Here is a 22,768-nt window from a genome sequence, read left to right as displayed (position 1 = left end):
CTTTTTTAGTAAGCGCGAACCGGCGCGGTTAGCAATCGGAGTGTAAGTGGCCTCTAGCCTAAATGGCTGGTCTCTGGCCATTTAGACTAGAGGTCCTTACACGCAGATTGCTGCGACTGTGAGCGCGTTATAGAACGCAATGTCAGCTCTCTTAATTGCCTAAATAAGAAACTTTACTGCCTACTAGCTACTTTCTGAAGTCAAATAGGCTTTGGCCATTGCAACCAAGGTCCTTACACGCAGATTGCTGCGACTGTGAGCGCGTTACGATTACGCGAGCCTGAACATATCCATTGAGTATGAATGTATGCGACAATAGAACTCATTAAAGCGTTCATCAACGTAGCATGGCGGTGGAGATTCAGGAGGAGGTTTATTATGATTAAAATTGATCAGCGTCAGTTAAATCAGGCAGATGTGCTTGCCCTTTATCAAGCGGTCGGTTGGAACATGTACACGCGAGATCCGAAGAAACTTGAGCGGGCGATAGCGCAATCGTTAAGCGTGCTGGGGGCTTATGATGGCGATCAGTTAGTTGGTTTGATTCGGGCAGTTGGCGATGGTGAGACGATTTTATTTATTCAGGATTTACTCGTTTTGCCCAGTTATCAACGGCAGGGGATCGGGCGGCAATTGGTAGACGCATTAGTAGATCAATTTCCACAGGTTCGTCAGCGGGTCCTTTTAACCGATGATCAGCCCCAAACTCGCGCCTTTTACGAAAATATTGGCTTTGTTCAAAGTAGTAAAGTTGGTGTGATTGCTTTTTACCAGGATTTGACGTAAGTGAACCCGGTCAGCGAGTTTGGCATCAAAGCGCAAGGGTCGTTGATTTTGAGCTGACGAATCGGCGTAGGTTTGGTACAATCGAGGCAATCATTTAAGGAGGCTGCTCATGAAGGCTGCGCATAAGTTGATTGTGATCACAGGGGCAACAGGGACTGGTAAAACAACGGTGAGCGCGTATCTGCGCGACAACTACCGAATTCATCGGGTGATGACTCACACAACGCGGCCACCGCGGACTGGAGAACAAAACGGGGTTGATTATTATTTTGAGACACCGGCAAGTTTTGCGACTAAGCATTTTATTGAAAAAGTCACTTATGCCGGCTATGAATATGGGTCATCACATGAGTCGCTGGAGAAGAACTGGGCTAAGCATCCCTTCCTAAGCATCGTTTTGGATACCAAAGGCGCGATTACGTATGTTCGTGAGCTGCCAAAAGAAGTCGTCGTTTTGTTTCTGACCATTGACGATCCCACGGTTTTGAAAGATCGCCTGCTTGGTCGAGGAGATGAGCCGAACATGGTGGCAGCGCGATTGAAAAGCCCTGAATACAAACGCGACTTAACCTTGCCTGATGAACTTAAACCGTTTGCGACAGTCATTAAAAATGATCGTTGGGATGAAGCGCGACAGCAAATTGACCGGTTCATGAAGGACTTGGCGCTTAAAAGTTGTGGCTTTTTGTCGGTCGACACCGAACAGAAGTGACGTGGTGGCAAAAAGAACCCTGGTCGAGAATTATCGCGATTCATTTTGTGAAATGTCTAGTAGACCGGTAATGTGTCGATAAAATGCTTGATGGCAGCACTAAAAGGCCTCTAATGACAAAAATCTTGTCGTTAGAGGCCTTTAACGTTTTTATTTTACAATTTTCGACATGGCAGCGACAATAAGGTGCCGTTCTGATTGTTATTTTGTCGTTTTCTTAACTGCCTTGATAACCCGTTTTGCTCGTGAACGGGTTTTGGGGTTTTTACTTTTGAGACGGCGTGCAGCAGATGCGTAATCGGTTTTTTCAGCCATGTTGCTTCCTCCTATCAGGCGTGATACACTGTAAGTTGCTAATCGTAACCAGTACGATTTGATAGAATACACGTCTAGAATTCAAGTGTCAAGCCAAAGGAGCCTCTTATGGATAACACAGCGATTGCTTTGAAGCAGTTAAAACAGCATGGCTACCGCGTCACCAAGCAGCGTGAATCGATGGTTGATTATTTAGGTAGAAATCAGCATCGGTACACAGCGGTGACGATTCTCGATCGGTATATGCGCACGCAATTTCCAGGGGTGTCGCATGATACGATTTACCGCAACGTGAAGTCGTTCATTGAAATGGGTATCGTTGAAAGCCGTATGGAAGACGATCAAATTGTCGTTAAGCTTCAGTGCGACTTTCAACATCCGCACCACCATCATTTTATTTGTACCAACTGCGGCAAAGTGATCGAATTAAAAATGTGTCCCTTGAATTATTTTGAAGAACAGGTACCCGGCGCTAAGATTCAGAGCCATAATTTTGAACTCTACGGCTTATGCGCAGCGTGTCAAGAACATGCTGATCGCTTGAAAAACGCTAATCGGTAGCTGAAGCGCTGTGAAAAAAATTTAACGGTACGACTAAATGAGGCGGCATCAGATCAATTATCTGATGTCGTTTCGTTTATTTACCAACTGCCTTTTCCATGCAGGCGATAGATGTTGGTAAAGATAGTTCAAAGCAGCGGTTTTCGCTAGCCGTTTTGGCTGCTGCTTAGAATGTCGTATAATTTTAGCGGTAACTTAAGATGCTTCGGGCTGTTTTTAGGGTAAAATGAATCGATGAATGAAAGGAGCTGGCTTCATGGCTTATCGAACACCGCCATTATTACCGCCGACTGCCATTGTTTCGCTCATTGTCCTGATTAGTGCCTATAATATTGTGAATACGATTAATCCGGTCAATCAACCAAAATCGGCAACCGAACAAAGTGAATTGGTTTCAAAAATAAAATCCGAATCGGCTTCACGGGCTGCGCAATCAGCGTCTTCAAAAGCTGAGCCAAGTCAAACATCAACTTCGCAGCCAGCTGCAGCAAGTCAGTCGCAGGTACAGGCGAGTCATCCATCTGGTGAAAAAGAAACAACGAGCACCGAGGCTTCTACTTCAACGCCGAGCGCTTCGACCGCATCAACGGTTTCCACTTCAACGCCAAGCAGCACCACGACCAGTGACGACCAAGCATCCGATCAAACTGGTACTGATAATGGCCAAGAGACTGATACCACCAGCAGTGGCGGTCAATAAGCCGCGGAAAGGATGAGATGATGTTAACTGTAATTGATATTATCAACCGCGTGCTTGGCTACTTTAATATTGCTGACAAGCCAAAAGGAAAAGCCTTCACGTGGATAGCGTTTGTCGCCAATTTTTACCTACTTTACATCGCCATTCAAAACTTACGGTATCCGGATTTTCGAATTCGTGGTGCATTGTTCATGCTGGCGTTTGTTGTCTTTTTGTATTTTATTGCCTTAAACTTCTTATACTATTTTACAAATAAGACAACCCGGTTTGATATTTCGCCGACAGTTGAGAAGTGGTTGGGCAGTAATTCGGCTAAGAAAACTGCTGCCGAAAACGAATTGAAAACGCAACTGGGGGCAGCACCGGCCAGTGGCGTGTTTACCCAGGATCAATTGCTGACGGCGGATGTGACCATGACGGCTGAACAGCAAGCCAATTTGGATGACTTAGTTGCCAGTCTGGTCAAACAGGGAGTCTTGAGTCTGAATTATCAAGGGCTTGATGACAAAGCGATTAGTCGCGTGGCTCAAGAAACCCAGCAGCCAGTTCTAGCTATTGGCGCGCCGTTTCCAATTCCGTTTTTCGATTTGCAGCACACGGATCACGAGCTAATCATCACCGGTGGCTTGAATGCGTTGATGGCTAAGCCGCTAGCAACCATTGAACGAGTTGGTTTGTTACCGGCAGCAGAGGCGCAACGTGATTATCATCTAGTCGCCGCCAATGTCTTTTTAATTGGCGGTGAGCAAAAGTTACTCGGTCGCAGTGGTTTGCGCAAGGAGAAGCAGCCATACAGCTTAACGGTGCAGCTGGCCTATCAGGATAAGACGCCGGCTGCAAGCGAAGGCGAACAGCCGGCCACACCTGCAACTTTGCCAACACGAGAAGAGGCGCGGACTTCTGTGACAGAAAACAAAGCAACGTCTTCCGCGGAAGAACCGCCGTTGCCTACGCGTGAAAGTCGGCGTCATCAGCGGTAGGTAGTCGCTACTGTCAGATGGTTAAGAATAAAAATGCATATGAGTCGCGAGTTTTGAAAGTGCCACTAAAACTCGCGGCTCTTTTTTTAATGCTGATAGTTGGCCGATACTAAAGTGCCGTATGGTGATCAGAGTTCACGGGTAAGTCACGACGAAAATCGTTGATGGTGCGGAATCCCGAGTTTCGGGAGTTTTACGGATTCGGCGGTCATAAAACTTGACTTTTTGAAAAGAAATATTTGCGTATCATTAATTTTATCTGTAAAATCCATGATAAGAGCAAGCGAACCCAAGGAGGTCCTCGAACATGTCTATGATCGAATTTCACGATGTTAACAAGTATTTTGGCAAATTCCAAGCCTTAAAAAATATTAATCTAACCATCGATCGCGGTGAGGTGGTGACCATTATCGGGCCTTCAGGTTCTGGTAAAAGTACGGTTTTGCGGTGCATCAATGGTCTTGAACGAATTACTTCCGGACAATTGATTGTCAATGACTTTGACTTGGCAGACAAAAAAACCGATATGAACCGGATTCGTAAAAATGTCGGCATGGTCTTTCAGCATTTTAATTTGTATGCGAATAAGAATGTCTTGCAAAACATCACTTTAGGCCCTGATTTAGTCTTGAAGCGAGACAAGGCGGAAGTTGAACAGGAAGCCCGCGATCTGCTAAAGATGGTTGGACTGGAGAGTAAGGCGGATAGTTTTCCGGGTGAGTTATCCGGGGGCCAACAACAGCGCGTGGCCATTGCCCGCAGTCTGGCGATGAAGCCTAAAGCCATCTTGTTTGACGAGCCAACCAGTGCCTTGGATCCGGAAATGATCGGGGATGTGCTGGACGTTATGCAGAAGATCGCCGAACAAGGCATGACGATGGTAGTGGTAACCCACGAAATGGGATTTGCCCGCCATGTTGGCAATCGGATTGTCTTTATGGACGATGGCAAGATTCTAGTCGATTCAACCGATGTCAACCAGTTCTTCGACGATCCGCAAGAACCTCGCGCCAAAGAGTTTATCAGTAAGATTATCAATCATTAGTGTGACAAGACCAGTTGAGGATTGATTCCAGTTATGAGGCGTTTGCTGGCGGGACATTTCCGCCGGGAGGACTCGCGCTACGATAACGCGTTGGCTCCCGACCAGAAACCTGTGTGTAAGAACCTTGGTCGCAATGACCACACAATCCGGCTTCTACCCACGCTGGCTGGCGCTCACGAGGAGGGACATTAAAATGGCAAAAATGTGGAAACGCATGCTCCTGCCACTGGTGTTGTTACTATTGATGATACCGTTAAGCAGCTGTGGCAAAAGTGTGGCGGATCGTGATATTTTAACGAACGCCAAGGCAACCAATACGATTATTTGGGGCGTCAAGGCTGATACCCGTCTGTTTGGCTTGATGAACATTAAAACCGGTAAAATTGAAGGCTTTGATGTTGATATGGCCAAGGCGATTACCAAGCAGATTTTAGGCAAAAAAGGAAACGCCCAGCTGGTTCAGGTGACCAGTGATACCCGCGTGCCGATGATTAAAGGTGGGAACCTGGACGCGGTGATCGCTACCATGACGATTACCCCGGAGCGCCAAAAGATTCTGGACTTTTCCGATGTTTACTTCAATGCCGGGCAAAGTCTTTTAGTTAAAAAAGGCAGTCCGATTAAGTCAGTGAAGGATTTGAAGAAAGGCACCAAAGTTATCGGCGTGCAAGGGTCCAATTCAGTTGATAATGTTAAAAAAGCTGCTCCCGACACCACTGTCTTGCAGTTAGCCGATTATGCGCAGGCGTTCACCGCTTTGAAGTCAGGCCAAGGTGATGCCTTGACTACTGACAATGGGATTTTATACGGGATGTCAGAACAGGATAAGAACTATATTGTCACCGGGGGTACCTTCACTAAAGAGCCATACGGGATTGCAATTAACAAAGGCCAGAAGCCGTTTGTCAAAGCCGTTAACAAGGCAATCAAACAACTCAAACAAAACGGGACTTATGCAAAGCTGATCAAGAAGTGGTTCGGCGATGTGCCAGGATTCAGTCTTAAGGAGGTGGAATAACATGTGGTCAATTCTTACCAATAATTGGAACACCTTTCTTTCCGGACTTGGTTTCACGTTAGCAGCGAGCATTTTAGCTTTGATTGGCAGCTTGATTGTCGGGACGTTATTTGCACTCATGGAAATCTCGCCATTTAAACCGCTACGAGTCATCGGGCGAATTTATGTCGAAGTTGTGCGTAACATTCCGCTGCTAGTTATTACTTTGGCATTCTACGTGATCGTGCCCCAGTTTATTGTCAAAATCGATGGCTTTACCGCGGGCACCATTGGCCTGTTGATTTACACGAGTGCCTTCATCGCAGAAACCGTGCGTGCTGGGATTGAAGCAGTCCCCAGCGGCCAGATGGAAGGTGCTCGGAGTATCGGGATGACTTATACGCAGGCGATGACGCAGATTATTTTTCCCCAGGCATTTAAAATTGTCATCCCGCCACTGGGCAATCAATTTATCAATTTGGTAAAAAATAGTTCCGTTCTGGCCTTCGTTGCTGGATTTGATCTGATGTACCAAGGTAAATTAATTGCGGCGACAACTTTTTCGACTTTTGATACGTACTTAATCGTCGGCATTTTCTATTTGATTTTGACGATGCCGTTGAGTTACCTAATGCGTTATCTCGAGAAAAAATGGGTGACCGCCTAGAAAGGAGCAGGTTTTATGCAAAATTTTGTTGATGCGTATTCGTGGATTAATTTACGGTACCTGCTCCAAGGCTTAGGGGTGACTTTGGAAGTTTCGATTGCCTCGATTTTTTTCAGCTTCGTCCTTGGGGTTATTTTGGGCTTGGCACGCTATGTCAAGATTAAATATTTTTCGGCGGCGGTTGGCTTTGTCATTGACGTCATCCGTAATTTGCCGCTACTGCTGATTCTATTCTTCACTTACTTCGCTTTGCCAGACATTGGCATCCGGCTTAACGTCATTGTTGCTGCCATTGTTGCGATGAGCATCTTTGAATCGGCAATGTTGGCAGAAATCGTTCGCTCAGGCATCAATGCCGTACCGCGAGGGCAGATGGAAGCGGCGCGCAGTAACGGTCTGACCTTCTATCAGGCGATGCGGTACATTATCATGCCGCAAGCATTGAAGAAAATGATCCCACCGATTGTCAGCCAGTTTATTTCGCTCGTCAAAGACACATCACTGGCAACGATCATTTTACTGCCAGAAGCGACGTATCACGCGCAAATCATTTATGGTCAAAATATTAACTACATGATTCCAATGTTTGTGGCATTGGCCGTGATGTATTTTGTTGTGAATTACGCGTTATCTTTGGCAAGTCGGTGGTTGGATCGGCGGTTGGTACAGTCGAATTGAATGATTCTCGATATCAGTGCTTTAATAGCCATTAAAATCGGTCCTCGGCAGACGAACTTTGTCTGGTCAGGACCGATTTGCTTTAGTTATTTTGCAAAATCATCTGGCAAAAGCGCACAGGCGGTGACACGGTGTCACCTCAATTTTAAATATAGGCAACGATCGTTCCTTTTCGTAACTGGGTACGTTGCCTCACCACACTTGGCAAAGTCTTGGATCGATTTGGGTTGCTGTTACTTTTTGACCACAAACCGCCGATGACAGCTGGGAAGCCCCCGTTCAAGCAAATGATCGGTCAGGCTGTTGCAAAGGGGTAACAGTTAAGGCGTTGACCGGTTCTTATCATTTTCCTAACATTTGCGATTAGCTGCGGTGGTCTGGTCGCTGCTGTGATACCATGAGAGAGAAATAAAACAAGCAAGACGGAGGAAATTATCTTGAGCAGCTACTTAGTGACCGGTGGCGCCGGGTTTATCGGTTCCAATTTGACGGAGCTTTTGTTGACGGATCCTGACAATACGATAACCATTGTCGATGATTTATCAATGGGCTTGCGAACCAATATTCCCGATTCTAGCCGGATTACCTTTTATGAACATAGCATCACGGATCATGCCTTCATGTCCCAGCTTTTGATGGAAGGCCGATTTGATTACATTGTTTTGTTGGCTGCCATTGCCAGTGTTGCTGATTCGGTTGAACGGCCGTACGCGACACATCAGGTTAATCAGGAAGCGAACCTGAACATCATTGAAACCTTGCGCACCCAGAAAATACCTTATAAAAAGTTATTCTTTGCAAGTTCCGCTGCAGTTTATGGTGATTCTCCTGAGCTACCTAAGAAAGAAGACATGGCCGTTAAACCGCTAACTCAATATGCAGTTGACAAATTTGCCACGGAACGCGCGGTTTTGAATTATGGCCGGCTTTATGACATGCCAATGGTTTGCACGCGCTTTTTCAACGTATACGGGCCGAAGCAAAACCCTAAGTCGCCCTATAGTGGGGTACTGTCGATCATGATGGCGGCGTTGCAAGAAGACAAACCATTCACTTTCTTCGGCGATGGCGAACAGACCCGCGATTTCATCTATGTTGGTGATGTCGTGCATGCGATTCGCGGCTTGTTAGAGACCCCAAGCGCTCGGGATGATGTTTTCAACGTTGCTAACGGCAAACAAACCACCTTAAATCAGGTCGCCAAAGAGCTTGAAAAACTCACTGGCAAAACGTTACATGCCACCCATAAAGCCCCGCGTCTTGGTGACATTCGCGATTCATATGCACAAACGGACAAGCTGGATCAGTTTGACTTCATGACCCACACGCCACTTGCAGAGGGACTTGCCAAGTATGTGGCGTCGGTTCAGTAAACAATGATCGGCCAGGCGGTGAGATACTGGCTGGTTATTTTTGTCGTGTTAGCGCAATCTATTTTTGTAGGAGAGAGATGCTTTGGGTAATACACCTGTTGTTTCCGTTGTCATGCCAGCTTATAATGCTGCGACGTACCTTCCTAATACCGTTCAGTCGGTATTGGAACAAAGCTTTAAGGATTTGGAACTTTTAATTGTAGATGATGCTTCGTCGGATCACACTTTTGAAGTGGTGGAAAAATTGTCCGCTACAGATAGCCGCATTACCTATATTAAACTAGACGAGAACCAAGGTGTGGCGAATGCACGCAATGTCGGGGTTCAGCATTCTAGAGGCGAGTATGTTGCCTTTTTAGATAGTGATGACATATGGCTACCAGATAAGTTGAAGATTCAATTAACGTTTATGCAGCAGCATCAGGTTGATTTTTCCTATTGTTCCTATGAAGTTGTGGACGATCATGGTACAAAAATTGGTGAGCGCAAAATCTCAGAAACAAAATTGGACTATCATGAAATGCTGAAGGGAAATCGAATTGGATTGTTGACAGTGATGCTATCACGTAAAATTGCTCAAAAGTATCCGTTTCCCGAGATTAATCATGAAGATTATGCTTGTTGGCTATCGATTGCCCGCAATGGCACGGTTGCTTATCTTGCATCCGAGCAAATTCTCGCTAAATATCGGAAGCATCAGACTTCATTGAGCGCAAATAAAATTCAGGCTGCCCAATGGACTTGGACAATCTATCGTCGCCACGAGCACTTGGGTTTATTTAAAAGCTTCTATTACTTTCTCCATTACTCGTTAATGGGCCTCACCGATAAACGATAACAATCAGAAAAGGAGAAGCGTTATGATTCCTAAAATTATCCATTATGCTTGGTTTGGAACGACGCCACCGCCATTTATTGAAGCGCGCGTTAACGAGTGGCGAACACAACTTCCTGATTGGGAGTTTAAGTTTTGGAACGATAAGAATTTTGACTTAAGCAAGTATGCATTTTCGGAAAAAATGTATCAGGCGGGCAAACTGGGTTATGCGGCCGATGAATTGCGGTACGCAGTTTTGTACCAATACGGCGGTTTTTATTTGGATACCGATATGATTGTCAAGAAGGACCTTGCGCCGTTTTTGAATCAAAAAATGGTATGGGGATTTCAGTATGATAATAGTATCCTAACGTCTTTTATAGGTGCAGAGTCCAAAACACCGCTGTTAGCTGAGATTTTAGATGTATACGCAGGTCGGAAGTTTCCGGATTTACAAGATGACATGCAGAAAATGACCAGTAATCCTGTTGTCACGAAAATCCTGATGCGTTTATACCCCGATTTTCGGATGAACGGTCAGCGTCAGGAATTGGCGCCGAAAATTACGGTTTATCCGCGCGATTACTTTACATATGCCAGTCGTAACTCAAATGCAAACTATATGGAGCATCTTTTTGATAATTCATGGGGTAGTGCTAATTTGGGCATGCGTGGGCGTTTGAAACATGCATTTAAAACCGTTTTCCCATATTTATGGGCTGACATTTCTGCGCGACGAGGTATAAAAAGTGCTGAGCGTGATGGGATACCTTATCAACGCTGAGAGGCCGTTGTTGGGTGTTTCCACGATAAATGACCGACATGGCGGACATTTTCTGTACGTATGCTATAATGAGTGAGCTTGTTTTTGACCAAAGATATTTATTGAGAGGGTTGCTGTATGAAACAGAGTGCCGAATGGAATGGCTTCAAACGGCTGTTAACAATGATCGGCGACGTCGGTCTTTTTAATTTAAGTATATTACTCGCCTTTTACTGGCGGTTTGGATCTGATATTCCTGAGTGGAACTTTAAAATGTATGAAGGATCGGCAGTCTATATCTCGCTGCTTTTTCTACTGGTAAATTTCTTCTTAGGCGTTTATGTTTATTATAATCGGCGAATCAGTGACATTATTTTTAACACGGTCCTTGCCCAGACAATCACGATATTGGGACTAACTATGATTACGTTTATGGGGCGTTTCTTCGCTTTCCCAAGACTAGTCTTAGCTTATTCTTTCCTGCTCAGCATTTTGATTTTGGGCATTTGGCGAGTGTTCATCTACTACATGTATATTCACTTTACAAGTAATTACAAAGTAGCAGTGTTGTCTTATGAACATGAATTACCTGCTGTTTTAGAGAACTTCCATTCAGCAAAGAATAATAAGCACAAGGTTACCTACGTCGTTTCAGACCATTTTGTTGAGAATGCTAAGAAGATCATTGACAAAGTGGATATCTTTTATCTCACCAAGAGCTTACCGGACGAACAACGCCGTGAGATCATTGATATTATTATTAAAAAAGAGAAGACAATTCTATTGCCGTCAACCTTTGATAACTTAATGATGCTGCGACCAAACTTAATGAACTTTGAAGATGAAAGTGTCATGGGAATAACTCAATTCAGAATTAAGCCTGAAAGCGCGATTCTGAAACGTATCTTCGACATTGTTGTCGGACTTTTGATGTTGGTGGTTGCTTCCCCGTTTATGCTTGTAACGGCGATCTTGGTTAAATTATCATCACCAGGCCCGATTATCTATAAGCAGACGCGCATCACCTTAAACCAAAAAGAATTTAAAATCTTAAAGTTTCGAACCATGTCAGCTACGGCGGAAGCAAAGTCAGGACCAGTCCTTGCCAAGGCTCATGATTCGCGGATTACGCCAGTGGGTAAATATTTGCGCAAGTTCCGACTGGATGAGTTGCCACAGATCTTTAACGTTTTAAAAGGTGATATGTCCATTGTCGGGCCACGTCCGGAACGTCCATATTTCGTTGATCAGTTTAATCAGCAAGAGCCGCATTACTATTTACGGCACAACGTTCGTGCTGGGATCACAGGTTATGCGCAGGTTTATGGTAAATATGCTTCCGATTATCATAGTAAGCTAAAGTTTGACTTGTTATATATCAAAACTTATAGTATTTTTCTGGACGCGCGTATTCTGTTGCAAACCATTAAGATTCTTTTCGACAAAGTTTCTTCGCAAGGACTTGAAGAGGATACTGAACCAGAACGGCAGAAGCTTCATGATCTAGTCGTTCAACAAGACATCACACATCTGTCCTAATGCAGGAAATTGGCAACGTTTGTAATTTAGCGTCAATCAAACAGGTGACGGATATTGGAATGGAAAAACCACCTCCAATATCCGTTTTTTGTTTTTTCTCAATGCAAATTCCGAGTAGTGGTACCTAGTCACCATTAATTTCGACAAGGATTATATATCAATTCAGGTTAATTAAATGAGTGACGGCAATGAATTATTTTGAATTCGGGGATATAATTAAGTTATATAAAAAGGGAGGCGCGGGAAATGAAGAAGCTACTTGTGATAGTGCCTTTGGCGTTACTTTTGACCGTTGCGGGGTGCGGTCAGACTGGTCAGAATAACCATGCAAAAGCATCAAGTAATGTTAGTCAGACAAACAAGTCCACTAAAGCGTCGGCGAATCGCGAAAGCAACGGGGTTAATGGCTCAAAGAAAAGTGCTAGTCTCAGTAGCAGCAATCAGGTTGGAAGTAAGGCGTCAGATTCTTCCAGTAGCAAGAATTTGCCTGAGCAACGTTATGCAAAGTTGAAAAAGGCGGTTTTTAATCAAATTGCCTCAGCTAAGTGGCCATCTTCATATGCCGTTGCCGAGTCACAATATTTGAATATTTTCGCTACTGGTGATCAAAGCAACTATTCGATTTTCTTCAGCCCGGGAAGCGTCGCACTGCCCTTTAACGATCCAACGTTGCAGAATATAAATGCGGAATTGGCCATCCAGAAAAAAACTTATCCAAATGCCTCTGATGCGCAAGCACAAGTAGCGGTATCCCAGTCAACTGCCAGCCTTCCAAAAGTGGCGCTTGGAGACGGTATTGAAGCAACTAGCCAGGGAGCGGCAGGATCAACTTACCTGACATGGACAGAGGGTCGATGGATCGTGACGGTTAAGGCATCTGCCATTAACGGGGAGGATCCTTTACCATTAGCTAAACAGGTTGTCGCTTGGTTTGCCAGCCATGCGTTGCCGGTGCCAGATCAGCGCGGCACCGTTGATCTAACGGTGACAAACGCTAATGTTCGTCAGAATCAGATTACTTGGACAGAAGGCAATGCGCTTTATATGATTTCCGGGCTTGAGCCAATAAAGACAATTCAAGAAGGAACAGCGACACGTTAACAGACTAACAATTTAAGCAGCACTGACAAATGTAACCTCTACAATTTGGTGGAGGTTTTATTTTTCTTTAAGTCTTCTGTAGCAAATTGCAAATGCTGATGGAATTTAGATTCCTATTGAATAATCTGCTATAATTTTTCTGAGTTTAAAATTATTCTTGCAATGCAACATTAGTCGTTTAATCAAAAAAAGAATGAGGTGCCGACTTGGCAAAGATCAAAGTTATGACAGTATTTGGAACCCGGCCAGAAGCAATCAAGATGGCGCCGGTCGTTTTGGGACTTAAGCAGCGAAGTGATGAATTCGAGGAAGTTACTGTAGTGACAGGCCAGCATCGAGAAATGCTTGACCAAGTGCTTTCAATTTTCCATATTCAGCCTAGCTACGATTTAAACATTATGAAGTCTCGACAAACATTGGCAGATATCACAAGCAACGTTTTACTTAAATTGGGCCAGATTATTGCAAAGGAAAAGCCAGATATTGTGTTAGTTCATGGCGACACGACCACAACATTTGCTGCTAGTGTTTCTGCTTTTTATCAGCAGACCAAGGTGGGCCACGTTGAAGCTGGGTTACGAACATGGGAAAAATATAGTCCTTACCCTGAAGAAATGAATCGCCAGTTAACGGATGTCTTGAGCGACCTGTATTTTGCGCCAACCGAGCAGAGTCGTACCAACCTTTTGAAAGAGCATCACCCGGAAAAACAGATTTTTGTGACCGGAAACACGGCTATTGATGCCTTGGACCAAACTGTTCGGGATGATTATCACCACCAAGTACTTGAGTTAATTGATCCGGACAAAAAAATGATTCTTGTCACCATGCATCGTCGCGAAAATCAAGGCGAGCCGATGCGGCGAGTATTCAAAGTGATGCGAGAAGTTGTCGAAACACACCCAGATATTGAGATTATTTATCCTGTCCATTTAAATCCGGTTGTACAGGAAGCCGCTGATTCAATACTGGGTCATCATCCGAGAATTCATTTGATTGCACCGCTTGATGTGGTTGACTTTCACAATCTTGCCGCACGTAGCTATTTCATCATGACGGATTCCGGTGGTGTTCAAGAAGAGGCACCGTCCCTAGGTAAGCCGGTCCTGGTGCTTCGCGGTACAACGGAGCGTCCTGAAGGGGTTCAGGCGGGTACACTTAAATTAGTGGGAACAGATCCAAAGACTGTCAAGACTGCAATGTTGCAACTTTTGGACGATGATCAGGAATATCAGCGAATGTCCGAAGCCAAGAATCCTTATGGCGACGGCCATGCTTCACAGCGCATTTTAGACGCTATTTTATATGAATTTGGGAAAAAGGCAACTCGCCCGGTAGCATTTAAGTAGCAGAATAAACATCACACTCGCCACTGCAAATTTTTGCGGCGGCGAGTGTGATTGAAGGAGAGGAACGAATATGGCGCTTCCAGTATTGTGGATCGTAATACCCTGCTATAACGAAGAGAAAGTTTTACCGATCACGGCGCCTAGATTTTTAAAAAAACTAACTGAATTCATTCAGAAAAAGCGGATTGCGCAAAATAGCCGTGTCCTTTTTGTCGATGATGGGTCAAAAGATCGCACATGGTCTTTGATTCAGGAGTTTTCGCAAGCGGACGACCATTTTTTAGGCATTCAGCAAAGTCGAAACCGGGGCCATCAAAATGCAGTTTTGGCTGGTTTAATGACCGCTAAAGACCACTGTGACGTGACTATCTCTATTGATGCGGACGGTCAGGATGATCTCAATGCTATGAACGACATGTTGACGGCTTATGAAGATGGCTGTGAGGTTGTTTATGGGGTTCGGTCCGATCGAAAAAGTGATTCATGGTTTAAACGGGTAAGTGCTCAGAGCTTTTACCGATTTCTACGTCTCATGGGTGTGGATGTCGTTTACAATCATGCCGACTATCGCTTAGCAAGTAGTAAAGTGCTTCAACACTTGGCAGATTTTAAGGAAGTCAATTTGTTTCTTCGCGGAATGTTTCCACTTGTTGGCTTCAAAAGCACCTCGGTTTACTATCAACGGCATGAACGGCTAGCAGGAAAGAGCCATTACTCCCTGTCTAAGATGGTGGCGTTGGCAATTAATGGCGTCACAAGTCTGTCTATCAAACCGATTGTGTTTATTGCCGAACTTGGAGGCATTGTCAGTCTTTTCGGCTTTGTCGGAACCATTTGGGCAGTTCTGATGGCTTTTCGCGGGGCCACGGTTGCCGGATGGGCCTCTATTGTTTGTATTGTTTCATTTATGGGAGGCATTCAGTTACTAAGCTTAGGGGTTATTGGTGAGTATGTCGGTAAGACCTATCTGGAAAGTAAACACCGTCCCCGTTTTATTATTAGTCAACAAACATGGCAGAGTGAAGAGCGCCATACCAAAGACGAGTCTGAAAAGCTTAAGTGAGGTTCTTCAACGTCAAGGTATTAATGGTTTGTAGATGCGAACAAGCCGGAAAAAAAGCACCTACCAATAATCACGGGTAAGTGCATCTGAATTGAAAATGAGGATCCATGTTCAGACTGTTTTAACGCTAAGACGCCTGCTTTTTAGCCGCTGAAGACATAACTGTAACAACGCGATGATGCCGGCCGCCAGATAACTTAATGAAATTACCACAATGGTATAAACAACGCTGTGTGATCCAATTGCATCGATGCTATATAGCCAATCGGCGATAAAGGGATGGTAGAGATATAGGTTTAGGGACCACGCGCTGCTTATTAAGAAGATTTTACTGACGAATTCAACTCGGTAACTAATCATCATGACAGATAGCGCGAAGAAAACTTCACTGACCACACGATAACGCATTTGCCCATGCATCTCGTCTAAAGTGAAGAACAGAGCGAAGATTGTTAGCGTTATTAATGTCAAGGGTAGATAATATCGGCGAATAAAAGGAACAAGGCGTTGTTCATAAAAGGCAAAAAGAACGCCTACAGGGAATACAAGTGCGGCATTGATAAGCCATTCGCCCATACCTTCTGTTCCGATGTAAACCATATAAACACCAGTAAGAAGGAATAAGCAGGAAAACAAAGGTAAAGGATGTCCATGAGAAATTCGAAGAGAAATCCAAAAAACAACATAGAAAAAGATGATGGCTAACACGAACCAACTGTCATTTACGAACGGCGCCCCATCAGTCATTGAAATAACCGCTTGAGCCAGTGTCAATCCCATAAACTGGTGCTTAATCGGAAAGATGATCGCCATTGCAAGCAGATAAAGTACCACAATTGGTAACACTCGGTGTGATAAAAAATTCTTTAAGTAAGTGGATCCCTTTATCTGATACTGACGCATGACGCCATAACCTGAGACAAAGAAGAAGATGGCAACGCCAAGCCTGCCTGCAAGCGTTAAGCGAGACGAAAAAAAAGTCCCGCCTACTTCACCGATCTCTTGATTGATATGGTGCAGAATGATGAAAATGATACTAATACCCTTTAGGTTGTTGGTAGCGTTTTTGCCCAAATGCCCATCCTGAAGATTTTGACTTGGGCGCATACTTGCAAAAATAAAACCGATGAATGGCAACAAAATAAGATCCACTGCCAATATCCCTCCTTAGCCGAATTGATCTAATAGCAACATCCGAAAAGTAGTATAACATGGCGGTGTTGCAATCTTGAAACTTCATCCGTGGCAAAATAAGTCGTGATGAGCTCACCAAGACCTTTTCAGGGGCTGCGGCATAATGAAAGCATTTTGGGGGATGACTGTTTGGAGAAGCGTCGTTAAAGTCGGGATTATATTGAAATTACAAGCTTCAACGAGAACCTCATACTTTGGAGATTGCGAGGAGAATTGGAGGAAATACATAAAGTGAAACAGCGTGTTGAACTTATTCTTGAAGATTCTAATAAGTTTATTAATCGGTTGGCAAGGTACCTGCTTGTTGGGGTCTTCATATTCTGCCTATTGTGTCTTTTTAAAATCCAGGTGGTAGAAGGAGCTGCTTGGGGAACACCCGCCTTTGTACTGGGAGGTATGGGCGTTGTAATCACCTTTTTTTTACTTTTTAAACTAAGTACCGTTAACCTCTCTGATTGGCAAGCTCTATTTTTGCTGGCAGGGATCACGATTATTTTCTTGGGACTTTGGAATTATGTGTATCGAACAAAGCCGGTCAGTGACTATCAGGTATTGCTTGAAGGTGCGCGTGATATTGTCAATGGGACTTTTAAGAGCCAAGCAGTTAAGCCTAGCGATTACTTTAGATATTATAATTTCCAGATTGGCTATGCCTATTATCTTTCAGTGTTCATGCGCGTGTTTGGTGATCGTCTTTTATACTTTAAAATTGTTGAAATGGTGGTCATAACCTTAACTGTTCTGACACTTTATAAAACGTTAAGGCTATTTTCAAATCGTCATGTTGCTTTTTTTGGGGCAGGGCTGTTTGCATTTTTCCCATTTATCTTCATTGGCGCCGGCATTATTAATAACCAACACGAGGGTCTGTTGTTGGAAGCCTTAGCGATATACTTTGTTCTTAAACGTCGATCTTGGCTGAATCTTTTAATAGCGGCTATTTGCATCGCAGTGGCCCAGGTTTTGCGTCCGACTGCGGTGGTAGTGGCAATGGCGATTTTGGTTGCCTTAATTATTCAAGCGATTCAGCAAAAAAGTCGGCAACGTTTAGGTGAGGCCGTCTTATTTCTAAGCTGCTTTTGGATCCTTGGGTGGGCCATTAATCAGCTGTTTATTCTTTCGGGTATTGCACCATACGGGATCAAAGGCGGGAACCCTTACTATAAGTTCTTAATTGGTCTGACCGGGAAAGGCGTTAGCGGCAAGTATACGACAAGTGCCCGAAAGTCACAGCTCTATTATGATTTGAAGGCCTATCACTTCGATTATGCACTTTATAAAGACGCGGCTGCCGAGAAACTAAGAAATGCCTTTACACATGGCATCGATATTCAGGAAGTTATGAAGCGATTCACAGGCTTCATTGGAAATGTCGATAATCAATATAATCTTGGCGGTAATCAACATTTCCTGGATCGCCATCCGTTACTAATCTCATCTTTGAACTTTTCAGGGATAGTTATTTATTCCAGCACGGTTTTGGGGACCTTCAAGCGTGTTTTAACGGAAAAACGGGTGACAACGCGAATGAGCTACCTTTTACCGGCGCTTGTTTTTGGTATGTTCTTTTTTGCTTATATTTTTATGGAAACTCAGGCGCGATATCGGTTTGAACAGTATTATGTTTTATTCTTGTTGGCGGTACCGACACTTTACCAATGGCTTGTTCAGGTTCAGAAAAGAACTTTCGACCGTGAGATTTCTGATCACCGAATTTGATTGTCTTTAAGAATCGTCAGTACTTGAGCCACAAATTTTTTTGTCATCAGAATGTTTCTTTAAAACTTGTCGTGGTCCATGTATAATGGTCTGTGTTTAAGGTTTCGTTCTAGGAGGAGTTTTTATGGGGTCAAAGGAGAAAATTTTGAAAAATAAGTTATTTTGGGCGTCTGCTGCGATTGCTTCGTCACTTTTGTTTTCACAACTTGTATTGGGGACACCAGTCAGTGTATCTGCTGACACTAATGAGAGCACAAGCACGCAGTCAACACAAAACCAAGCAGCGGCTTTCCATGATATGAATCAGCATTCTAATGAAAGTGGCGCGGGGATGCCGAATACCAATGCTGCAAACGGCGTCCGAACTTTCTCGAGTGCTCAAAATGGCGATACGACAACGCAGGCTGCGGCACAGGCAAATATTCAGACGTTTGCTGCAAGTCCGTTGACCATGATGAGTTTTACGATTGGTAATCAATCGGTACCGCGAACAGACGTAGTAGATATTGCGTCTTATCAAGGTTGGATGACGCAAGCGAATTTTAATACACTACGTTCACTTGGCGTAAAAGGTGCCGTTGTTAAGGCCTCGGAAGGAACCAATTACCAAAATCCATTTGCTGCAAGCGAAGTTCAATATGCACGGAATGCGGGTATGACGGTTTCCATGTATCATTACAGTCGCTTCGGGTCAAGTGCTGATGCAGTGGCAGAGGCTAATCATTTTGCTAACACACTAGATAAGCTAAATGTGGGTAAGCAGGTCAATGTTGTGGCGGACGTTGAAGGAAATGACGTGAGTGGCGATGTTGGCGGTAATTTAAATGCATTTTGGCAAACACTTAATCGGCGTGGATACACACATCACGTTTTATACACCGGTAAATATTATGAATACTCTAATGCTGCTATCAATACAGTCGGCAAAAGCCGCACCTGGATTGCGGATTATCCTTATACGCCAAGTGCTAATTCAATGTGGAATCAGGACTTTGGCGCTTGGCAGTATTCTTCATTAGCCTATTTGCCCGGTGCATCAAAGTCAATTGATGTCACGGTTGACTATACAGGCTTATTTACACAGCCCAATGCGGTAACGCCACCGGCCCCTGCATATGATTCAATTTCCTCGACAAAAGCAGTAAGTTATGATGCCACGATTGTCAATCAGAATACGCGAAAAGATGGCATTTACACTGCTGCGCCTTATCACACGAGTGCAACAACTGCCATTTCTAATTTTGACGGTGTTAACTATAATAACCAGTCTGTGCATGTACAAGCTGAGGCCACTACATTTCGAGGTACATATGTACAGGTAAAAGCACAAGATGGCAAGGTTTTTTGGATTGACAAGAACGGGACGGCACAATTTTCGTTTGATAAAGTTGTTTCAAATAAAGCTGTGAATTATACGGCCACGATTCAACAAAAGGGGCGTGCTGATGGCATTTATACTGCCGGTCCTTACCATACCTCAGTTGAAACATCTGGTGGTAACAGTGATGCCACTAAGTATAACGGTCAAAAGGTTCAGGTGATTGCTGAAGCCGTTACAACTAGAGCCGGTGGTACAACTTATAATCGAGTTAAATTAGCGAATGGCCAGACTTTCTGGATTGACAAACGCGGCTTGACAACGACGACAGCGACTGGGACATCGAGTTACGATAAGATTCTTACTACTAAGTCTGTAAGCTATCTTGCCATAGTTGATCAGACTCATCGCGCCGATGGTTTGTATCAGGAAGGCCCATATCATACATCCGCTGCGACTGCGATCGGTAATGCCAATACCAAATCATTAAATGGCCGGTTAGTGCAGGTCATCAACGAAGCGACAACTTCGCGTCCGACGCACTCAACCTACGTTCAAATTAGGTTAGGAAATGGTAAAACGTATTGGACTGATAAATTGGCACTAACGAGTTTTTCGTCTTTAAGTCCAATTCTATCTACAAAGAGCGTTAGTTATAGTGCCGTTATCAATCAGAAGACCCGTACTGATGGCTTGTATGTGGACGGTCCATACCATACCAGTATTACAACACTGGGTGGTAATGATAATGCAAAGCGGTTTGACGGTCAGCAGGTTCATGCCTCTGTTGAGCAAAAGACAGATCGTGGCACCTATGTTAAGGTACAATTTGCAAATGGCCAGACCTATTGGATTGATAAAAGTGGTTTAACAGTTAAATAAGCGTCAGGGGTTTTTAGAACCGGCTCTACGTTAAACACCTTGTAATAACTGGTAGAATTGTTATCAGCGGCTACAAGGTGTTTTTCTGTTAAGTCGGTCGGTTGTTAATGGTCGTGACACTTTTCTACTCTGAGCGTGTAAACTATTATCATTGAAGATCTTAGACGAGATGATAGAGGATGGGGACAATAAAGATGCAGGAAATCAGGGGCGTAAAATGGAAGCGTGATGGTTTATGGATCGTGGGGATTATTGTAATGGCACTCGTTGTCTTAGCTCCGCAGATTAATTACCATGCAATGGCAATTGGAGATGATTGGGAATTTCAATGGAATCGTTTTTATGAAGCCGCAATGCAAATTAAAAATGGCCACTTCAACTTTTTCCAATCGATTTATGCATTTCGGCAGTCAGGACGGGTTGTTAATGCTGTTTATGGAAGTGCGTTTGCTTATTTAAACGGTTTTATTTTAATTCTGGTTAAAACTTGGTTTAGAGCGCAGATTATCTCAAGCTTTTTATGTTTACTGACAGCGGGAAGCGGCATGTATTTTTTGGCACGCTATTGTCGGGTCAAAAGGCAATTAGCATTTGGTGCAGCGGTGCTATACATGGGTACGCCACTAGTCATGTTTTACGTCACAGACACAGCATTAAGAGGTTGGGGGGCCGCACTTTTGCCTTTCGCCACCATTCCATTAATTCGGATGGTGAGGAATCATGATCGGCCGATAAACCCGGTTCTCTTTGGCTTGGCTGCTGGAAGTCTACTGGCAGTTCAGAACTTTACAGCCTTACTGTATGTATTAAGCGCGGTTGTTTTCTTTATTCCGGGTCTTTATCTCGCCCGGGATCGTTACCGAACATTATTAGCTGCAGGTGGGGCTGTTGCCATCGCGGTGGGACTAAACGCAGCAACGTTGGCCGCATTGATTGATTTACATCACGAAAGCCTGGTTATGCCGTACCGGGTTAAAGACCTGATCGGGAGCGCCTCACAATTATCGCTGGGCAATATGACACGTTTGGACTTTGGCTTGATTCTGTCATTTGTTGTCGTGATTCAACTGGTCTTTGCGGCATTGAGTTGGAAAAACCTTGCTTTGTATGAAAAAATCATCAATGTTGACGGACTTTTATTTCTCTGGCTCAGTTCGCCACTTTTTCCGTGGAATGTCATAGGAAAGCATTTCCCTGTCATTCAAACAATTCAATTTCCTCAGCGGTTTAATGCGGTTGCCTTGACGATGATTATTTTAGGGGCAGTCTTGTCACTTCAGAAACTCGGGCGTGGTAACTTTATGCAGTTGCGCTTAATCGCCGCCGCTTTTATTAGTCTTGCGGGATTAAACCTGATTAATGGCTATACGTGGGTTAACGAAAAGGCATCAGCATGGAGAGGGGATCAATTGGCTGTTAGCGCTGACTCGACCATTAAAGATCAAAGTAAAATTCGAGATTTGTTCAATCATGCCTATGATCAGTCACACGTCTTTAGCGTTATTACCAAAAATACGCCAGACTACCTACCTGTAACACAAACCGGCAACACCCTTTTTGCTTATGATGCTTATAAAAGTCAGATTTTGAATCATCCACTAAAAGTAGTCATAGGCGTTAACTCTGATAGTCAAGTTGTTTATAAGTGGAAAGCAAAAAGCCGAAAATCAGTGCTGATTCCGGCTATTGTATATCGACATTCAACAGTGATGTTAAATGGTACCCTGTTGTCGCGGTCAGAATATCATCGGAGTAATATTGGTGCACTCATCGTAACGCCTCGCAAGGGAAGCAACCAGGTGACGCTTGGCTATCAGCCGTCTAGGTTATTTGATATAGCAGGAATCATAAATATTTTGACGTGTTTAGCGCTTATTCTTTATGGTGGCTTTAGGATTTTTTTGGTAAATATGAAGTGGTTAAGCGTTAAGGGAGAAGATGCGGATTCGTCCCGACGCCGACATGATGACATTTAGTGAGAAGCATTGGCATACCACGGAGGAGAAGCTATTGTCGCCTAATGTAAGGTTGCCTTAAGTTGCTAGGTTTGTCGCAGGAAAGCGGTAGGGCTGTGGTATAATGCTCAAGAAAGTCACAACATATTGCGGCAGAACGTCTACCCATCAGTGTGCAGGCTTTATTTTTATGGCCTGGATCAGCAGCTTTCCTGTTGCATGACAAAGAATAATGAGTGTCATTTGAAGCTTTG

21 protein-coding genes are annotated in these 22,768 nt (G+C 44.1%); 19 read left to right on the top strand and 2 right to left on the bottom strand.

Features of this window, described 5'->3' with window-relative positions; genetic code table 11:
* Nucleotides 1-378 precede the first annotated feature (378 nt).
* Together EL173_RS10390 and EL173_RS10385 are read left to right on the top strand one after the other, a co-directional pair.
* Nucleotides 379-786 carry a GNAT family N-acetyltransferase gene (locus EL173_RS10390; protein WP_014571462.1) on the top strand — a complete coding sequence of 136 codons (408 nt, stop codon included), beginning with the start codon at nucleotides 379-381 and terminating at the stop codon, nucleotides 784-786.
* A gap of 109 nt (nucleotides 787-895) precedes the next feature.
* Complete coding sequence (locus EL173_RS10385; RefSeq protein WP_005687185.1) at nucleotides 896-1,498, top strand: guanylate kinase; 603 nt, start codon at nucleotides 896-898, stop codon at nucleotides 1,496-1,498.
* A 201-nt stretch (nucleotides 1,499-1,699) separates the two neighbouring features.
* Here EL173_RS10385 and EL173_RS10380 read toward each other — a convergent pair whose 3' ends face one another.
* Entirely contained in the window at nucleotides 1,700-1,813 is a 114-nt protein-coding gene (locus EL173_RS10380) for a putative metal homeostasis protein (RefSeq protein WP_005687187.1), read from the bottom strand.
* A gap of 108 nt (nucleotides 1,814-1,921) precedes the next feature.
* Between EL173_RS10380 and EL173_RS10375 the strand changes: the two genes are divergently transcribed.
* The 14 genes from EL173_RS10375 to EL173_RS10310 all read left to right on the top strand — a co-directional run bounded on the left by EL173_RS10375 (nucleotide 1,922) and on the right by EL173_RS10310 (nucleotide 15,446).
* Nucleotides 1,922-2,374 carry a Fur family transcriptional regulator gene (locus EL173_RS10375; protein ID WP_005687189.1) on the top strand — a complete coding sequence of 151 codons (453 nt, stop codon included), beginning with the start codon at nucleotides 1,922-1,924 and terminating at the stop codon, nucleotides 2,372-2,374.
* Nucleotides 2,375-2,630: 256 nt separating this feature from the next.
* Nucleotides 2,631-3,074, top strand: a complete 444-nt coding sequence (locus EL173_RS10370; protein ID WP_005692845.1) for a hypothetical protein — start codon at nucleotides 2,631-2,633, stop codon at nucleotides 3,072-3,074.
* Nucleotides 3,075-3,094: 20 nt separating this feature from the next.
* A complete protein-coding gene (locus EL173_RS10365; protein WP_014571460.1) occupies nucleotides 3,095-4,054 on the top strand; it encodes a DUF6681 family protein in 960 nt (319 codons plus the stop codon).
* A gap of 307 nt (nucleotides 4,055-4,361) precedes the next feature.
* The gene (locus tag EL173_RS10360) at nucleotides 4,362-5,099 is read left to right on the top strand and encodes an amino acid ABC transporter ATP-binding protein (RefSeq protein ID WP_014569837.1); all 738 of its coding nucleotides are present in this window, start codon (nucleotides 4,362-4,364) and stop codon (nucleotides 5,097-5,099) included.
* Nucleotides 5,100-5,292: 193 nt separating this feature from the next.
* Nucleotides 5,293-6,117, top strand: coding sequence for a glutamate ABC transporter substrate-binding protein (locus EL173_RS10355; RefSeq protein ID WP_014571459.1), 825 nt, complete (start codon nucleotides 5,293-5,295; stop codon nucleotides 6,115-6,117).
* Nucleotide 6,118: 1 nt separating this feature from the next.
* A complete protein-coding gene (locus tag EL173_RS10350; RefSeq protein WP_005687204.1) occupies nucleotides 6,119-6,763 on the top strand; it encodes an amino acid ABC transporter permease in 645 nt (214 codons plus the stop codon).
* 15 nt (nucleotides 6,764-6,778) lie between these two features.
* Nucleotides 6,779-7,441, top strand: a complete 663-nt coding sequence (locus EL173_RS10345; protein WP_005687206.1) for an amino acid ABC transporter permease — start codon at nucleotides 6,779-6,781, stop codon at nucleotides 7,439-7,441.
* A 437-nt stretch (nucleotides 7,442-7,878) separates the two neighbouring features.
* Nucleotides 7,879-8,814 (top strand): NAD-dependent epimerase/dehydratase family protein, encoded by a 936-nt coding sequence (locus EL173_RS10340; RefSeq protein WP_014571458.1) that lies wholly within the window; start codon nucleotides 7,879-7,881, stop codon nucleotides 8,812-8,814.
* A gap of 82 nt (nucleotides 8,815-8,896) precedes the next feature.
* Nucleotides 8,897-9,652 (top strand): glycosyltransferase family 2 protein, encoded by a 756-nt coding sequence (locus EL173_RS10335; RefSeq protein WP_014571457.1) that lies wholly within the window; start codon nucleotides 8,897-8,899, stop codon nucleotides 9,650-9,652.
* Between the two features lie 22 nt (nucleotides 9,653-9,674).
* Nucleotides 9,675-10,415: a glycosyltransferase family 32 protein gene (locus tag EL173_RS10330; protein WP_005692857.1), complete on the top strand. Its 741-nt coding sequence runs from the start codon at nucleotides 9,675-9,677 to the stop codon at nucleotides 10,413-10,415.
* A gap of 117 nt (nucleotides 10,416-10,532) precedes the next feature.
* The gene (locus EL173_RS10325) at nucleotides 10,533-11,933 is read left to right on the top strand and encodes a sugar transferase (protein ID WP_005692858.1); all 1,401 of its coding nucleotides are present in this window, start codon (nucleotides 10,533-10,535) and stop codon (nucleotides 11,931-11,933) included.
* 246 nt (nucleotides 11,934-12,179) lie between these two features.
* Nucleotides 12,180-13,034: a hypothetical protein gene (locus tag EL173_RS10320; RefSeq protein ID WP_005692859.1), complete on the top strand. Its 855-nt coding sequence runs from the start codon at nucleotides 12,180-12,182 to the stop codon at nucleotides 13,032-13,034.
* 206 nt (nucleotides 13,035-13,240) lie between these two features.
* Nucleotides 13,241-14,383 carry a non-hydrolyzing UDP-N-acetylglucosamine 2-epimerase gene (gene wecB, locus EL173_RS10315; protein WP_014571456.1) on the top strand — a complete coding sequence of 381 codons (1,143 nt, stop codon included), beginning with the start codon at nucleotides 13,241-13,243 and terminating at the stop codon, nucleotides 14,381-14,383.
* A 70-nt stretch (nucleotides 14,384-14,453) separates the two neighbouring features.
* Nucleotides 14,454-15,446, top strand: coding sequence for a glycosyltransferase family 2 protein (locus tag EL173_RS10310; RefSeq protein ID WP_005692861.1), 993 nt, complete (start codon nucleotides 14,454-14,456; stop codon nucleotides 15,444-15,446).
* Nucleotides 15,447-15,557: 111 nt separating this feature from the next.
* Here the strand turns inward: EL173_RS10310 and EL173_RS10305 are convergent, their stop codons facing one another.
* Nucleotides 15,558-16,598, bottom strand: a complete 1,041-nt coding sequence (locus EL173_RS10305; RefSeq protein ID WP_005692862.1) for an acyltransferase family protein — start codon at nucleotides 16,596-16,598, stop codon at nucleotides 15,558-15,560.
* Nucleotides 16,599-16,871: 273 nt separating this feature from the next.
* Between EL173_RS10305 and EL173_RS10300 the strand changes: the two genes are divergently transcribed.
* From EL173_RS10300 to EL173_RS10290, 3 genes are all read left to right on the top strand, one after another.
* Nucleotides 16,872-18,359, top strand: a complete 1,488-nt coding sequence (locus tag EL173_RS10300; protein WP_014571455.1) for a glycosyltransferase family 39 protein — start codon at nucleotides 16,872-16,874, stop codon at nucleotides 18,357-18,359.
* A 124-nt stretch (nucleotides 18,360-18,483) separates the two neighbouring features.
* On the top strand, nucleotides 18,484-20,559 hold the full coding sequence (locus EL173_RS10295) for a GW dipeptide domain-containing protein (protein ID WP_019728281.1): 2,076 nt from the start codon (nucleotides 18,484-18,486) through the stop codon (nucleotides 20,557-20,559).
* Nucleotides 20,560-20,753: 194 nt separating this feature from the next.
* Nucleotides 20,754-22,535 (top strand): hypothetical protein, encoded by a 1,782-nt coding sequence (locus EL173_RS10290; RefSeq protein ID WP_014571454.1) that lies wholly within the window; start codon nucleotides 20,754-20,756, stop codon nucleotides 22,533-22,535.
* Nucleotides 22,536-22,768: the final 233 nt, after the last annotated feature.

It is taken from the genome of Lacticaseibacillus rhamnosus (assembly GCF_900636965.1).
Lineage (GTDB): Bacteria > Bacillota > Bacilli > Lactobacillales > Lactobacillaceae > Lacticaseibacillus > Lacticaseibacillus rhamnosus.
Note: the sequence above shows the minus strand (reverse complement) of the source record. Positions and strands in the feature narration are given on the sequence as shown.

Bases quoted from the DNA above. Each gene is read 5' to 3' on its own strand.
- EL173_RS10390 (WP_014571462.1), top strand. From the start codon at position 379: ATGATTAAAATTGATCAGCGTCAGTTAAATCAGGCAGATGTGCTTGCC.
- EL173_RS10385 (WP_005687185.1), top strand. From the start codon at position 896: ATGAAGGCTGCGCATAAGTTGATTGTGATCACAGGGGCAACAGGGACT.
- EL173_RS10380 (WP_005687187.1), bottom strand. From the start codon at position 1,813: ATGGCTGAAAAAACCGATTACGCATCTGCTGCACGCCGTCTCAAAAGT.
- EL173_RS10375 (WP_005687189.1), top strand. From the start codon at position 1,922: ATGGATAACACAGCGATTGCTTTGAAGCAGTTAAAACAGCATGGCTAC.
- EL173_RS10370 (WP_005692845.1), top strand. From the start codon at position 2,631: ATGGCTTATCGAACACCGCCATTATTACCGCCGACTGCCATTGTTTCG.
- EL173_RS10365 (WP_014571460.1), top strand. From the start codon at position 3,095: ATGTTAACTGTAATTGATATTATCAACCGCGTGCTTGGCTACTTTAAT.
- EL173_RS10360 (WP_014569837.1), top strand. From the start codon at position 4,362: ATGTCTATGATCGAATTTCACGATGTTAACAAGTATTTTGGCAAATTC.
- EL173_RS10355 (WP_014571459.1), top strand. From the start codon at position 5,293: ATGGCAAAAATGTGGAAACGCATGCTCCTGCCACTGGTGTTGTTACTA.
- EL173_RS10350 (WP_005687204.1), top strand. From the start codon at position 6,119: ATGTGGTCAATTCTTACCAATAATTGGAACACCTTTCTTTCCGGACTT.
- EL173_RS10345 (WP_005687206.1), top strand. From the start codon at position 6,779: ATGCAAAATTTTGTTGATGCGTATTCGTGGATTAATTTACGGTACCTG.
- EL173_RS10330 (WP_005692857.1), top strand. From the start codon at position 9,675: ATGATTCCTAAAATTATCCATTATGCTTGGTTTGGAACGACGCCACCG.
- EL173_RS10325 (WP_005692858.1), top strand. From the start codon at position 10,533: ATGAAACAGAGTGCCGAATGGAATGGCTTCAAACGGCTGTTAACAATG.
- EL173_RS10320 (WP_005692859.1), top strand. From the start codon at position 12,180: ATGAAGAAGCTACTTGTGATAGTGCCTTTGGCGTTACTTTTGACCGTT.
- EL173_RS10310 (WP_005692861.1), top strand. From the start codon at position 14,454: ATGGCGCTTCCAGTATTGTGGATCGTAATACCCTGCTATAACGAAGAG.
- EL173_RS10295 (WP_019728281.1), top strand. From the start codon at position 18,484: ATGGGGTCAAAGGAGAAAATTTTGAAAAATAAGTTATTTTGGGCGTCT.
- EL173_RS10290 (WP_014571454.1), top strand. From the start codon at position 20,754: ATGCAGGAAATCAGGGGCGTAAAATGGAAGCGTGATGGTTTATGGATC.